Below are 14280 nucleotides of genomic sequence, written 5' to 3' on the forward strand. Positions count from 1 at the left end.
GGGGGGTGAACGGGGACGAGCCCTGACCAGAGAATGATCGCCTTCGAGACTTAGGTCAATACTTGAATTTAGTAAGCGAAGGAATGATCTTGACTCGCGCGGAAAGCAGCGGGTCAACCACCGGGTCGTACGAGGTGCCGCCGGGCGGACCGCTCGATGACGCGGCGGGAGCGGGGCCGGCCGGCTGGTCGGCCGGCCGGCCCCGGGTTGTGTTACGGCCGTGTCCTCGTCGTGTGGACCGCGGTCACCGCCGGGCGGTCAGCGAAGCTGACCGCGGTGTGAGCAGCTCAGCGGCAGCCGGCCGCGGTGTAGGCCGCGTCGTAGGACGTGGTGACCTCCTTGCCGCCGATCGTCGCGGTGCCCCTGACGGTCACCGTGCCGGCGTCGATCTGGGCGGCCCGGGTGTTGAAGGACTGGTAGGCCTGCTTGCCCGGGGCCACGTCGGCCACGGTCTTGGAACCGTACGGAGCGGTCAGCTCCACGGTCGCCGGCACGTCACCGTTGTTGACGGCCGTGACCGCCAGGTACGCCGAGCTGCCGACGCAGCGCGGCGCGGCCGTCACGGTCAGCTCGACCTTCGGAGAGTCGTCCTTGCCGCGGACGAGCGTGAAGTCGTCCACGTCGAAGTCGGCCCCGGTGAACACCAGGTAGAGTTTCACGCTCCCGGAGGGGACGTTCGTGAGCGCCGTGGAGACGTCCGCGTACGACTCCCACCCGCCGGTGTTCGGCACGGTGACGCTGCCGAGCACGGGGCCGGTCGGGGAACCGGTCCGGATCTCGAAGCCGCCGCTCGGGTTGGGCGAGGCCACCCGGGCCGTGAACCGGGTGACGCCGGTGAGGTCCACGCCGTCGTACGCCGCCCAGTCGCCGGGGTTGACGTAGCCGAGCACGGTGCCGCCGTGCGCGGGGGCGTGGGGGTAGGTGTCGACGCCGTTCGCCTCGGTCCAGCTCTCGGCCTGGATGGTGACGTCGCCCTCCGCCGGGCCGAGCTCCTTGATGCGGATGTTCCGGAACGCCACCTCGTCGCCGTCGCCGTGGTTCTGGATGCCCACGTAGCCCTGCTGGAGGGACCGCTTGGGATCGGTGTTGACGAAGTCGTTGATCTTCACGCCGTTCAGGAAGATCTGCAGGCGCTCGCCCTCCACGCGGATCTCGTAGGTGTTCCACTGGCCCGGCGGGTTGAGCGCGGCGTCCCTGGCCTTGAGGTCCGCCGACTGGAATCCGTAGACCGATCCGGTGGTCTTCTCCGGGGCGTCCGTGGCGTCGATCTGGATCTCGTAGCCGTTGTCGACGGCCGACCACGGGTCGTCGGAGGCGGGGAAGCCGACGAAGACGCCCGAGTTGTCGTCGCCGCGCATCTTCCAGTCGAGCTTGAGCGAGTAGGAGTGGAACTCCTTCGCCTTGTACCAGAACAGCCCCAAACCGCCCTGCGAGGTCAGGGTGCCGTCGGCGTTCGTGAAGCTACCGGGCCCGGCCTGCTGCCAGCCGGTGGTGCTGCCGTTGTAGAGCGTCGTGTAGCCGGTCTCGGGACGGCAGTCGGCCTTGAGGTCGCCCATGGCGTACCTGATGCCGCCGAGCAGGTGCTGCCGGAACTCCGGCTCGGAGAAGGATTCCGCCGTGTGCCCGCCGCCCGTGTAGAACGAACGGCCGCCCTGATACTCCTTGCACCAGGCGATCGGGTGGTCCTCGCCCATCTTGCCGCCGGAGTAGGACTTCTCGTCCAGCGTGGCCAGCACGTGCGCGGTTGTGCGGGCGTTGGAGCGGTAGTCGTACCACTCGTCGGTGCGGGTCCACTGCGAGCCGAGGTGGGCGGTCGCCGGGTGAGCCCGGTCCTCCACCTTCACGGTCGCCTTCTGGACCGCGGGGTGCGAGGCGAACCACGCCCCGACCAGGCCGCCGTAGAACGGCCAGTCATACTCGGTGTCCGCCGCCGCGTGGATGCCCACGTAGCCGCCGCCCGCCTTGACGTACGACTCGAAGGCCGCTTGCTGGGCGTCGTCCAGCACGTCGCCCGTGGTGCTGAGGAACACCACGGCCTTGTACTTGGCCAGGTTCTGGGCGGTGAAGACGGCGGGGTCCTCGGTCGCGGTGATCTTGAAGCCCAGATCCTTGATCGCCTGGATGCCCGCCGGGATCGAGTCGTGCCGGAAGCCGGCCGTACGCGAGAAGACCAGGACCTCGCCCTCGGCGCCGCCGCCCGGGCCCGTCGACGTCGTCCACTTCTGCGCGTCGCTACCGTCACACGTCTTGATGACCATCTGCCCGGTGGCCGAGCCGTCGAGGCACTTACCGGACTGCGGATTCTTGATCGTGCCGTCCGTCCCGACGGTCCAGACCTGCGCGCCGACATTGGCGACACAGTCCCAGATCTGCACCCGTGTGCCGTCGGCGGTGCCGCCGCCGGACACGTCGAGGCACTTGCCGAGCGAGCGGAGCGTGGAGCCGTCGACGCTCCACACCTGAGCCCCGGTGCCGTTGCACTGGTAGAGCTGCACGTTGGTGCCGTTGGCCGGGTTGGCGCCCGCGACGTCGAGGCACAGGCCGCCGGCGTTGACGACCGGTCCCGGGCTTCCGCCCGCGGGCGGCTCGGCCGTCAGCGTGAAGTCGTCCACGTCGAACAGCGCGCCGTCGTTGCCCTTGAAGAGCAGGAAGAGCTCGGTCGTCCCCGCCGGGGCGTTCGACAGCGGCGCGGAGACGTCGGTGAACGTCTCCCAGCCTCCGGTGACGGGCACGCTCACCTTGCCCAGCAGGGTGCCGGTCGGCGATCCCGTGCGGACCTCGATGGTGCCGCCCTTCCCGCCGGAGGAGACGCGGGCGGCGATTCCCTTGGCCTTGCTCAGCTCGTAGGGCTTGAAGGAGATCCAGTCGCCGTTGTCGATGTCGCCCACGGTCTTGCCGCCGTGCGCCTGCGACTTGCTGATCGGGTTCACGCCGGAGGAGGCCCCGTAGTGCTCGGCCTGGCGGTGCCGCGGCTGCAGGATGTGCTGGGTGTGGGTGGTCAGCCCGCCCTTGTCGGTGTATTCGGCGTCGAACACGGCGAAGATGTTCGCCGCGTCGTCGTGCTCGCCGTCGACCGGGATGGTCAGCTCGCCGGAGCAGCCGCTCTTCGAGCTGATCTGGTGGCCGTGGCTGTCGTGGCCCAAAACGTAGGTCATCTTGACCTTCGCGCAGTCGATGTCGCCGTCCTCCGGGTCGGTGACCTTGATCGTGAAGGGGACCGAGTCGCCCCACTGGAACAGGCTGCCCGCCGTGGGAGTCTCGATGGTCACGGTCGGCGCGGTGTTGCCCGCCGTGACGACCACGCTGGCGCTGCCGCTGTTGCCCGCGGGGTCGCGCACCGTGAGCGTCGCGGTGTACGTGCCGTCCTTGTCGTACGTCTTGACCGGATTCGCCTCGGTGGAGGTGGCGCCGTCGCCGAAGTCCCAGGAGTACGTGAGCGTCGCGCCCTCGGGGTCGGCGGAGCCGGCCGAGGAGAACGTGACCGTGAGAGGCGTCTTGCCCGAGGTCTTGTCGGCCTTGGCCACTGCGATCGGGGAACGGTCACGGCCCTTGATGTACTCGAAGCGATAGAGCGCCGAGTTGGCGTCGCCGTTGAAGTAGCCGGTGCCGTAGTCGAGCACGTACAGCGCGCCGTCCGGGCCGAACGCCAGGTCCATCACCTGCGTGCCGGTCCACGGGAAGTCGGTGATGTCACCGCGCGTCCCGTCGGCCCGCACGTCGATCGCCTTGATCCACCTGCGGCCGAACTCACCGGCGAAGAGGTGGCCGTCGAGGTCCTGGGGGAACTTGACCGCGGAGTCGAGGGCGGCGTCGTAATGGTAGACCGGCCCGCCCATGGGGGACTCGGAGCCGCCGCCGAACTCGGGCGGGGAGCCGGCGTCGCCGCCGTACCTGATCCACGCGGGCTGAGCGGGCGGCAGCGTGCGCTGCCCGGTGTTGCGAGGCGAGGCGTTGACCGGGCCGCCGGCGCAGTCGTACTTCGCCCCGGAGGGGCCGGAGGGGAAGGCGAACGTGTTGTAGGTCTCGACCGGCGTGTTGGTGCCCGTGCAGTAGGGCCAGCCGTAGTTGCCGGGACCGGTGACCCGGTTGAACTCGACCTGGCCGCCCGGCCCCCGGTTGGGGTCGGTGGTGCCTGCGTCGGGGCCGTAGTCGCCCACGTAGACGACGCCGGTGGCCTTGTCGACGCTCAGCCGGAACGGGTTGCGGAAGCCCATCGCGTAGATCTCGGGCCGGGTGTCCGGGGTGCCCGGCGCGAACAGGTTGCCCTCGGGGATGTCGTAGGATCCGTCCGGCTTGACCTTGATGCGGAGGATCTTGCCGCGCAGGTCGTCGGTGTTGCCGGAGCTGCGTTGAGCGTCGTACGCCGGGTTGCGGTCGAGCCGCTGGTCGAGCGGGGAGTAGCCCGACGAGTCGAAGGGGTTGCTGTCGTCGCCGGTCGACAGGTAGAGGTTGCCGGCGGCGTCGAAGTCGATGTCGCCGCCCACATGGCAGCAGATGCCGCGGTCGGCCGGCACATCGAGGATCTTGACCTCGCTGGCCTTGTCCAGCGTCCAGTCGGGCTTGAGGGTGAACCTCGACAGCCGGTTCACGCCCTTCCAGGCCGAGAAGTCGGACGCGGTGGCCGGGGCGTCTCCGTCGGGGGTGTTGAGACGCGGAGCGTAGTAGAGGTAGACGAACCGGTTGGTCGCGAAGCCCGGGTCGGCGGCGACTCCCTGGAGCCCCTCCTCGTCGTGGGAGTAGACGTTCAGCGTGCCGACCACGGTGGTGTCGCCGCGCGCGTCGGTGCGCCGCAGGACTCCCTCGCGAGCGGTGTGCAGCACCGACAGGTCGGGCAGCACGGTCATCGTCATCGGCTCGCCCATCTCGGCGACGCCCCTGGCCAGCTCCACGCGCTGGTAGTCGGCGGCGTCGATGGGTGCCGCCTGCGCGGGCACGGCCGGGGCGAGCACGGTCAGGCCCGTGAAGGCCAGGAGCATGGCGCAGGTCTGCGCGATCCGTTTTCTGGCGCGATCGGTCGGCCACCTGGGGGGCATGGCGGAGCTTCCTTTCCCTGGGTGCGGTGCGAGCCAGTTGCACGGTCGTAGGCCCGCGTTCGCTTCACAAACCGGCCGCGTAGCGGTGATTCGCCCCGAAGGTAAGCGTCTTTTGGGGAATTGTGAAGATAGTTTCGGCAAATCTGCTGAAGTTTCGTTAGTTTGTGACGAAAGTTCCGGTCAATCCGTTCGTCACGATCAACGTGCTCGCCGAACGCGACCTGGACAAGATCATCACGACCGACCTGTGGCGTCCTGGGTAGAACGTGCGCACGTACGCGCGGGACGCGCGGGGGCGCGGCGGCCTGTGGTTCCTGTCGCTGGACGCCGGGAGCCTCCCCGCCGAGCGGAGCGGGCTCGCCGACTGGCTGGTCGAGCGTTCGCGTCTCCCGGTGTGTCCGTACGGATCGGCATGTGGCGGCCGGTGCCGGCCTGAGAGCCGGCCTGAGTGCCGGCCTGGCCCAGAGGCACAAGGCCTGTCAGTGGCGGAGCCGGTCGATCCGCTCCGCGACGAGGGACGCCATGACGCGCTGTCCCTGCTGGTTGGGGTGCGCGGGCGCGACCCCGGCGGCCACGACGAGCGGTTCGACGAAACGCGCGTCGCCCGCGCACATGTCGTGCCCGATCGTCGGCGTGTAGGTGTCGACGTAGATCGCGCCGCTCCGCCGGGCCTGCTGGCGGAGCATCCCGTTGAGTCGTTTCACCGTGTCCCGCAGGTAGGGGAAGTCGCCCTTGGCGAAGGGGACGACCGAGGGGCACGCCGCGCCGCTCTCGGGGAGCAGGGCCGGGTAGCCGACCAGCATGACCGTCGCGCGCGGGCTGCGCCGCCTGACGTCGGCGAGCATCGCGGTGATGCGAGGCGACAGGGCCCGGATGCGGCGGGTGAGTTCGTCGTGCCCACTCTTCGCGTACTCCGCCTGACACGGGCTCCCGGCGGGGTCGGACCGCGCGGCGGACAGGCAGGTGCCGATGATGCTCGAGAAGCCGATGTCGTTGCCGCCCATGGTCACCGTGACCAGGGTCGTGTTCCTCGACAGGGCGCGTAATTGCGGGGCCTTGGCGCCCTGCCGGTGCCACAGGTCACGGGTGGTCGCGCCGCCGCAGGTGACGTCCCTGAGGGAGCGGGACCCGTACGACCGGGCGAGCACCGACGGATAGTTCAGGCCGGAGCGCGAGCACTCCGGGTCCGTGGGCTCCGGCAGCCCCGCCCCGGACGCGTACGAGTCGCCCAGGGCGACGTAGCGCGCGGTGACGGCGGTGGAGGCCGCGGAAGCGGTGGAAGCGGTGGCGGGCAGGAGTGGGGAGACCGAGGCGGCGAGCAGCGCCGCCGTCGCCGTGGTACGCCGGACGGAGCGCGGGGTGATGCCGAGGGCCACTGGGGAGCTCCATGGTCGGTTGCCGGATGTGGGGTCGCTGTTGGACGCCCAGATGGAGCCCCGGGTTCGCCTCGGCCGTCACGGCGACGCGGCGCGCGGTCAGGCGCGCGGGTCCTCGAACCGGTCGAGATAGGCGGCGTACCAGGCGCGTTCCTCCTCCAGCAGCGCATGGCGGCCGGTGTAGACGTGGTCGAACATGGCGTCCACCGGCGGGTCCGGCATGGCGAGCACGCCCTCGCGCAGTTCGAGGGCGAGGCGGTCGCCCTCCTCGTCGACCTCCCGGAAGAACGCGTCGTCCGCGAGCTCCTCGCGCAGGAGGAACGCCCGCATCCGCGCGATCGGGTCCTTCCCGCGCCACTCCTCCACCTCCTCGGCCGGGCGGTAGCGCCCCGGGTCGTCGGAGGTGGTGTGCGGGCCCATCCGGTAGGTGTGCGCCTCGATGAGGAACGGCCCGTCGCCCCGGCGCGCGTGCTCCAGCGCGGCCCTCGTCACGGCGAGGCAGGCCAGCACGTCGTTGCCGTCCACGCGCACGCCGGGGAAGCCGTAGCCCCGCGCCCGGTGGTGGATCGGCGCCCGGCTCTGCCGGTCCGCCGGGTGGGAGATGGCCCACTGGTTGTTCTGGCAGAAGAAGACGACCGGCGCGCCGTAGACGGCGGCGAAGTTGAACGCCTCGCTCACGTCCCCCTCGCTCGCGGCGCCGTCGCCGAAGTACGCCACGACGGCGGAGGCGTCGCCGTCCCTGCGCATCCCCATGGCGTAGCCCACGGCGTGCAGGGTCTGCGCCCCGAGGACGATCGTGTAGAGGTGGAAGCCGGTGTGGCGCGGGTCCCAGCCGCCGTTCGTCGTGCCGCGCAGCATCCCCATCAGCGCGAGGGGAGGGATGCCCCGGCACCAGGCGACGCCGTGCTCCCGGTAGGAGGGGAACACGTGGTCGTCCGGCTCCAGTGCCCGGCCGGAGCCGATCTGCGCGGCCTCCTGCCCGAGGCAGGGGATCCACATGCCCAGCTCGCCCAGGCGCTGGAGGGCGAAGGCCTCCCGGTCCAGCCGCCGCACCAGCGTCATGTCGCGGTACAGCCCTCGGTACTGGCTCTTCGACAGGTCCAGGTCGTACCGGGGGTGCACGACACGTTCGCCCTCCGGCGTGAGCAACTGGACCAGATCTTCGGCCTCGTCCTGGCGCCGCACGTCGTCTCCTCTCTGAGAACGGTGAAGAACGCGAACGGTGAAGAACGCGAAGACCAATCATCGCGGGTGCCGGGCCTTCCGGCTCACCCGACGTGACAGGTGTCTGCTTTGCGCCGGTTGGTCCGCCAAGGTCCGTCTGTTGATCCGCCTATTGACACCGGACGGAGGCGACCTCAGTGTGTTGCGCGTAGTGCTCCCAGTTTCGGTCTGCACAACTGTGCTGGCTTGCCCGGCTACCACCGAGGACGCCGATGATTCCTGTGTGTCCCCTCCGTTCCCTGCCTCGGGGGGAGGCGGTCCGCCTGGACGCCGACCCGCCGATCGCGGTCTTCCACACGGAGGACGGGGAGATCTACGCCATCGACGACACCTGCACCCATCAGGACGCCTCGCTGGCGGACGGCTGGCTGGAGGGGTGCGAGGTCGAGTGCCCCCTGCACGCCTCGCGCTTCGACCTGCGGACGGGCAAGGTGGACGTCCCTCCCGCGAAGCTGCCGGTGCGGACGCACACGGTGGTCGTGCAGGACGACACGATCTACGTCGTCCCCTCTCAGGAGCCGCAGCCGTGAGCCTGCCCCCCAGCCTGGTCGCCACGTTGCCCGGCGCGTACTACACCGACCCGGGGGTCTTCGCGCGGGAGTGCGAGCGCGTCTTCGAGTCGATGTGGTTCTGCGCCGTACGGGCCTCCGACCTGCCGAAGCCCGGGGCGTTCCGCACGGTCCATGTCGGCACGGAGAGCATCCTGGTCACCCGGGCCCGGGACGGCTCGGTCCGGGCGTTCCACAACGTCTGCCGCCATCGGGGCGCGCGGCTGCGCACGGAGGAGTCCGGAGAGGCCAGGCGGGCCTTCCAGTGCCCGTACCACGCGTGGACGTACGACTTCGACGGCAGGCTGATCGCGGCGCCCAACCTCACCAGGATGCCCGACCTCGACCGGGTCGAGTACGGCCTGGTGAACGTGGCGGTGCGGGAGTGGCTGGGCTACGTGTGGGTCTGCCTGGCCGACGAGCCGCCCTCGTTCGAGGAGGACGTGCTCGGCGAGGTGCGCACCCGGCTCGGCGACGTGGCCTCCCTCGACAACTACGACGTCGCCGGCCTGGCGCTCGGCCGCAGGATCCGCTACGACGTCGGGGCGAACTGGAAGCTCATCGTCGAGAACTTCATGGAGTGCTATCACTGCGCGACCATCCACCCGGAGCTGACCGAGGTGCTGCCGGAGTTCGCCGGCGGCTACGCGGCGCAGTACTACGTGGGCCACGGCGCGTTGTTCGGCGAGGAGATCCGGGGCTTCACGGTCGACGGCTCCGAAGGCCTCGACCGGATCCCGGGCATCCGGGAGGACCAGGACCGGCGCTACTATGCGATCACCATCAAGCCGCAGGTCTTCGTCAACATGGTGCCCGACCACGTGATCGTGCACCGGATGTTCCCGCTCGCGGCGGACCGCACGGTCGTGGAGTGCGACTGGCTCTACCTGCCCGAGGTCGTGGCGGGCGGCAGGGACGTCAGCCGGTCGGTGGAGCTGTTCCATCGGGTCAACGAGCAGGACTTCGACGCCTGCGAGCGCACGCAGCCGTCGATGAGCTCCCGCACGTACGCCCGGGGCGGGGTGCTGGTGCCGAGCGAGCACCACATCGGCCTGTTCCATGATTGGGTGCGCGGCAGACTGAGTGAGGGTGGAGGAGATGCGGGGTGACGCGTAAGGCGCCTCGGGAGGATGTCGGAGACGAGGGGCTGGAGGTCGGCTCGCCCAAGACCTGGGCGGGCGGGGTCCCGGCGGTCGGCCACGCGTTGGGCACGGCGTACCGCCAGATGGGCGCGGGGCGGACGCTGCTGACTCTGCTGCGGGTCAACCAGAAGACCGGCTTCGACTGCCCGGGGTGCGCCTGGCCGGAGGGCGACGGACACCGCAGCCCCGCCGAGTTCTGCGAGAACGGCGCCAAGGCGGTGGCCGAGGAGGCGACGGTCCGCCGGGTCACCCGGGATTTCTTCGCCGAGCATCCGGTGGACGAGCTCGCCCGGCGCAGCGACTACTGGCTGGGCCAGCAGGGCCGGCTCACCGAGCCGATGTACAAGCCGGCCGGCTCGGACCATTACGAGCCGATCTCGTGGGAGGCCGCCTTCGGCGTCGTCGCGCGTGAACTGCGCGCGCTCGACCACCCCGATCAGGCCCTCTTCTACACCTCCGGCCGCACATCCAACGAGGCCGCCTTCGCCTACCAGCTCCTCGTCCGCCGGTTCGGCACCAACAACCTGCCCGACTGCTCCAACATGTGCCACGAGTCGAGCGGCTCGGCGCTGACCGAGACGCTCGGCATCGGCAAGGGCACGGTGCTGCTCGAGGACCTGCACCGGGCCGACCTGATCTTCGTGGTGGGCCAGAACCCGGGCACCAACCATCCGCGCATGCTCACCGCGCTGGAACGGGCGAAGCGGGGCGGCGCGCGGATCGTGGCGGTCAACCCGCTGCCGGAGGCCGGGCTGCTGCGGTTCAGGAACCCGCAGAAGGCCTCCGGCCTCGCCGGGACCGGGACGGCGTTGTCCGACCGGTTCCTGCAGATCCGCCTCGGGGGCGACCTGGCGCTGTTCCAGGCGCTGTCGCTGCTCCTGCTGGAGGCCGAGGACGCCGCGCCCGGCACGGTGGTGGACCGCGAGTTCGTCGAGGCGCACACGCACGGCTTCGAGGCCTGGGAGAAGCACCTGCGCGGGCTCGACGGCGCCGGTCCGGACCGGGCCACACACTGGGCCGAGGTGATCGAGGCGACCGGGCTGACCCGCGCCGAGATCGAGGAGACGGCCCGCGACGTGCTCGCCGCCCGCTCGGTCGTGGTCTGCTGGGCGATGGGCCTCACCCAGCACCGCAAATCGGTCCCGACGATCAGGGAGATCGTCAACTTCCTGCTGCTGCGCGGCAACGTCGGGCGTCCCGGCGCGGGCGTGTGTCCCGTACGCGGGCACTCCAACGTGCAGGGCGACCGGACGATGGGCATCTACGAGAAGCCCAAGCCGGAGTTCCTCGACGCGTTGGAGGAGGAGTTCGGCTTCCCGCCGCCGCGCGAGCACGGCCACGACACCGTGGAGGCCATCCGGGCCATGCGGGACGGGGACGCCCGGGTGTTCTTCGCCATGGGCGGCAACTTCGTCTCGGCGACGCCGGACACCGCCGCGACCGAGGCGGCCCTGCGCCGCTGCCGGCTCACCGTGCAGGTGTCGACCAAGCTGAACCGGTCGCACGCCGTGTGCGGCGAGCAGGCGCTGATCCTGCCCACGCTCGGCCGTACCGAGCGGGACGTCCAGGCCGGTGGCGAGCAGTTCGTCACGGTCGAGGACTCGATGGGCATGGTGCACGCCTCACGCGGCCGGCTCCGCCCCGCGTCGGACGCGCTGCTGTCGGAGGTGGCGATCGTGTGCCGGCTGGCCCGCGAGCTGTTCGGCGACGACCCGCACGTGCCGTGGGCCGAGTTCGAGGCCGGCTACGACGCGATCAGGGAGCGCGTCGAGCGGGTCGTGCCCGGGTTCGACGACTTCAACGCGAGGGTGCGCGGGCCGGGCGGCTTCACGCTGCCGAACGCGCCGCGCGACGAGCGCCGCTTCCCCACGGCCACGGGGAAGGCGAACTTCACGGTGAACGCGCTGGAGGTGCTGCGGGTGCCGCCGGGCCGCCTCCTGCTGCAGACGATCCGCAGCCACGACCAGTACAACACCACGATCTACGGCCTGGACGACCGCTACCGCGGCATCAGGAACGGGCGGCGGGTGGTCTTCGTCCACGCCGACGACCTGGCCGAGCGCGGGCTCGCGGACGGCGACATGCTGGACATCGTCAGCGAGTGGGCGGACGGCGAGCGGGTGGCCGAGGGGTTCCGCGCGGTCGCCTATCCGACGGCGCGGGGCTGCTGCGCGGCGTACTTCCCGGAGACGAACGTGCTGGTGCCCCTGGACTCGGTGGCGGAGACGTCGAACACGCCCACCTCCAAGAGTGTCGTCGTACGGCTGCGCCGTGCGGCGGAAGACGCGCCGGTAGGCGCGGCGGGGGAGACGGCGGGGGAGACGGCTATCCGCCGAGGCGGTGGCTGATCTCCTCGGCGCCCCGCAGCAGGACGGGGGCCGTCTCACGCATGCGCTCCTCGCTGAAGCGGTAGGCGGGCCCGGACGCGCTGACCGCCGCCACGACCTCGCCGTGGAACGAGCGCACCGGTGCGGCGATCGCGTTCAGGCCCACCTCCAGCTCCTCCAGCGAAAGGGCGTAGCCGTGCTCGCGCACCCCGGCCAGCTCGCGTTCGAGGGCCTCCACGGAGATGACGGTGCCGGGCGTGTAGCGCTCCAGGCCGGCCGCGCGCAGCAGGTCCTCGCGGTGCCGCCGGTCGAGGTGGGCCAGCAGGGCCTTCCCGCTCGACGTCGCGTGCAGGGGCGTGAGCTGGCCCACCCAGTTGTGCGCGGTGACGGCGGCGGGCCCGCGCACCTGGTCGAGGTTGACCGCGTAGTGCGACCGCAGGACGGCGACGTTCACCGTCTCGCCGATCTCCTCGGCGAGCCGGCGGCAGACGGGCCTGCTGCGCTGTGTCACATCCAGCTGCGTCACGTCCATCCGCATGGAGACGCTGCCGGCGAGGCGGACGAGGCCGAAGCCGAGGCGATACTTGCCGCGGTCCTCGGCCTGCTCGACCAGCCCGCGCGCCTCCAGCGCACCGAGCAGGCGGAACGCGGTCGACTTGTGCACCTCGATCTCGGCCGCGAGCTCGGTGACCCCGGCCTCCCCGCGCCTGGCGAGGATCTCCATGATGCTGACCGCCCGGTCCACGGACTGCACGCCGCCGCCGGAGGCCTCGGGCCTGGCGGCGGAAGCGTCGTTGCTCACAGCCGAGACTGTAGCGCTTCGCCCGGAACGGCCCGCGATCATGACGATACGATTTGCACGAAACCTCCCCTTTTAGTCGGTCCCCGTACCGGACGTGAATGAGACGAGAGCAGATTGACCGCACAACTGACCGCTCAGCAGTACGACTTCGTCATCGTCGGTGGCGGTTCGGCGGGCAGCGCGCTGGCCAACCGGCTGTCGGCAGACCCGTCCACCCGGGTGCTGGTCCTGGAGGCGGGCCGTCCCGACCACCTCTGGGACGTGTTCATCCACATGCCCGCCGCGCTGACCTTCCCGATCGGCAGCCGCTTCTACGACTGGAAGTACGAGTCGGAGCCCGAGCCGTTCATGCACGGCCGCCGGATCTACCACGCCAGGGGGAAGGTGCTCGGCGGGTCGAGCAGCATCAACGGGATGATCTTCCAGCGGGGCAACCCGATGGACTACGAGCGCTGGGGCGCCGATCCCGGGATGAAGAACTGGGATTACGCGCACTGCCTGCCCTACTTCAGGCGGATGGAGAACTGCCTCGCGGCGGACCCGGACGACCCGCGGCGCGGGCACGACGGGCCGCTCGTGCTGGAGCGCGGCCCGGCGGCGAGCCCGCTCTTTCCGGCCTTCTTCGAGGCCGTGCAGCAGGCGGGCCACCCGCTCACGGACGACGTGAACGGCTACCGCCAGGAGGGCTTCGCCCGCTTCGACCGCAACATCCGGCGCGGCCGCCGCCTGTCGGCCGCCCGCGCCTACCTCCACCCGGTGCGGAAGCGGCCGAACCTGGAGATCAGGACCCGGGCGTACGTCACCAGGATCGTCTTCGAGGGCAGGCGGGCGGTCGGCGTCGAGTGCGACGGGCGCGTCATCCGCGCGGGCGAGGTCGTCCTGTGCGGCGGCGCGGTCAACACCCCGCAACTGCTCCAGCTCTCGGGTGTGGGGAACGCCGCCGAACTGCGGGCCCTCGGCGTGGAGGTGGTCCACGACCTGCCCGGCGTGGGGGAGAACCTCCAGGACCACCTGGAGGTCTACGTCCAGCACGCCTGCACGCGGCCCGTGTCCATGCAGCCGTACCTCAAGTGGCGGCACCGGCCGTGGATCGGCGCGCAGTGGCTGTTCCTGCGCTCCGGGCCGGGCGCGACCAACCACTTCGAGGCGGGCGGCTTCGTGCGGAGCAACGACGACGTCGCCTACCCGAACCTGATGTTCCACTTCCTGCCGATCGCCGTGCGCTACGACGGCAGCTCCCCGGCCGGCGGGCACGGCTACCAGGTGCACGTCGGGCCGATGTACTCCGACGCGCGCGGCAGCGTCAAGATCAGGAGCGCCGACCCGGGGGTGAAGCCCGCCCTGCGGTTCAACTACCTGTCCACCGAGCAGGACCGGCGCGAGTGGGTCGAGGCCATCAGGGTCACCCGCGAGATCCTGGGCCAGCCGGCCCTCCAGGAGTTCAGCGCCGGCGAGATCTCTCCCGGGCCGTCGGTCGCGACGGACGAGCAGATCCTCGACTGGGTCGCCAGGGACGGTGAGACGGCCCTGCATCCCTCCTGCACCGCGAAGATGGGCGTGGACGAGATGTCGGTGGTGGACCCCGACACAATGCGCGTGCACGGCCTGGAGGGCCTTCGCGTGGTGGACGCCTCGGTCATGCCGTACGTCACGAACGGCAACATCTACGCCCCGGTGATGATGGTCGCGGAGAAGGCGGCCGACCTGATCCTGGGCAACACCCCCCTCCCGCCCGCCGAGGCCGATTTCTACCGTCACACGCCAGGGATCACGCCTTGACGGGGCCCGCGTCTGGGATTGATTCTGTTCCTCGATAAGCAAACAGGTG

Annotated in this window: 8 protein-coding genes; 4 read left to right on the plus strand and 4 right to left on the minus strand. The window is 70.6% G+C overall.

The genetic code is table 11. The annotated features are described in order from the left end of the window. Positions 1–287: 287 nt before the first annotated feature. The 3 genes from OG344_RS16930 to pdhA all read right to left on the minus strand — a co-directional run bounded on the left by OG344_RS16930 (position 288) and on the right by pdhA (position 7594). Positions 288–5033 carry a ThuA domain-containing protein gene (locus OG344_RS16930; RefSeq protein WP_405083941.1) on the minus strand — a complete coding sequence of 1582 codons (4746 nt, stop codon included), beginning with the start codon at positions 5031–5033 and terminating at the stop codon, positions 288–290. A gap of 479 nt (positions 5034–5512) precedes the next feature. Then, positions 5513–6409 carry an SGNH/GDSL hydrolase family protein gene (locus OG344_RS16935; protein ID WP_405083942.1) on the minus strand — a complete coding sequence of 299 codons (897 nt, stop codon included), beginning with the start codon at positions 6407–6409 and terminating at the stop codon, positions 5513–5515. A gap of 99 nt (positions 6410–6508) precedes the next feature. Further along, a complete protein-coding gene (gene pdhA, locus OG344_RS16940) occupies positions 6509–7594 on the minus strand; it encodes a pyruvate dehydrogenase (acetyl-transferring) E1 component subunit alpha (RefSeq protein WP_405083943.1) in 1086 nt (361 codons plus the stop codon). 251 nt (positions 7595–7845) lie between these two features. Between pdhA and OG344_RS16945 the strand changes: the two genes are divergently transcribed. Genes OG344_RS16945 through OG344_RS16955 form a run of 3 tightly spaced genes read left to right on the plus strand, consistent with a single transcriptional unit; the run spans position 7846 to position 11671 of the window. After that, complete coding sequence (locus tag OG344_RS16945; RefSeq protein WP_405083944.1) at positions 7846–8163, plus strand: bifunctional 3-phenylpropionate/cinnamic acid dioxygenase ferredoxin subunit; 318 nt, start codon at positions 7846–7848, stop codon at positions 8161–8163. After that, entirely contained in the window at positions 8160–9290 is a 1131-nt protein-coding gene (locus tag OG344_RS16950; protein ID WP_405083945.1) for an aromatic ring-hydroxylating dioxygenase subunit alpha, read from the plus strand. Before OG344_RS16945 ends, OG344_RS16950 begins: the two co-directional genes overlap by 4 nt. Then, positions 9287–11671 carry an FdhF/YdeP family oxidoreductase gene (locus OG344_RS16955; protein ID WP_405083946.1) on the plus strand — a complete coding sequence of 795 codons (2385 nt, stop codon included), beginning with the start codon at positions 9287–9289 and terminating at the stop codon, positions 11669–11671. The genes OG344_RS16950 and OG344_RS16955 overlap by 4 nt, the downstream gene beginning before the upstream one ends. On the opposite strand, the gene OG344_RS16960 is transcribed toward OG344_RS16955, so the two are convergent. Next, entirely contained in the window at positions 11649–12452 is an 804-nt protein-coding gene (locus OG344_RS16960; RefSeq protein ID WP_405083947.1) for an IclR family transcriptional regulator, read from the minus strand. The two genes, OG344_RS16955 and OG344_RS16960, sit on opposite strands and share 23 nt — an antisense overlap. 114 nt (positions 12453–12566) lie before the next feature. Between OG344_RS16960 and betA the strand changes: the two genes are divergently transcribed. Continuing rightward, a complete protein-coding gene (gene betA, locus OG344_RS16965) occupies positions 12567–14231 on the plus strand; it encodes a choline dehydrogenase (RefSeq protein ID WP_327044253.1) in 1665 nt (554 codons plus the stop codon). The last annotated feature ends 49 nt before the right edge of the window (positions 14232–14280 follow it).

Origin of the sequence: Microbispora sp. NBC_01389 (assembly GCF_045040095.1) — a bacterium.
In the GTDB taxonomy this organism is placed as follows: domain Bacteria; phylum Actinomycetota; class Actinomycetes; order Streptosporangiales; family Streptosporangiaceae; genus Microbispora.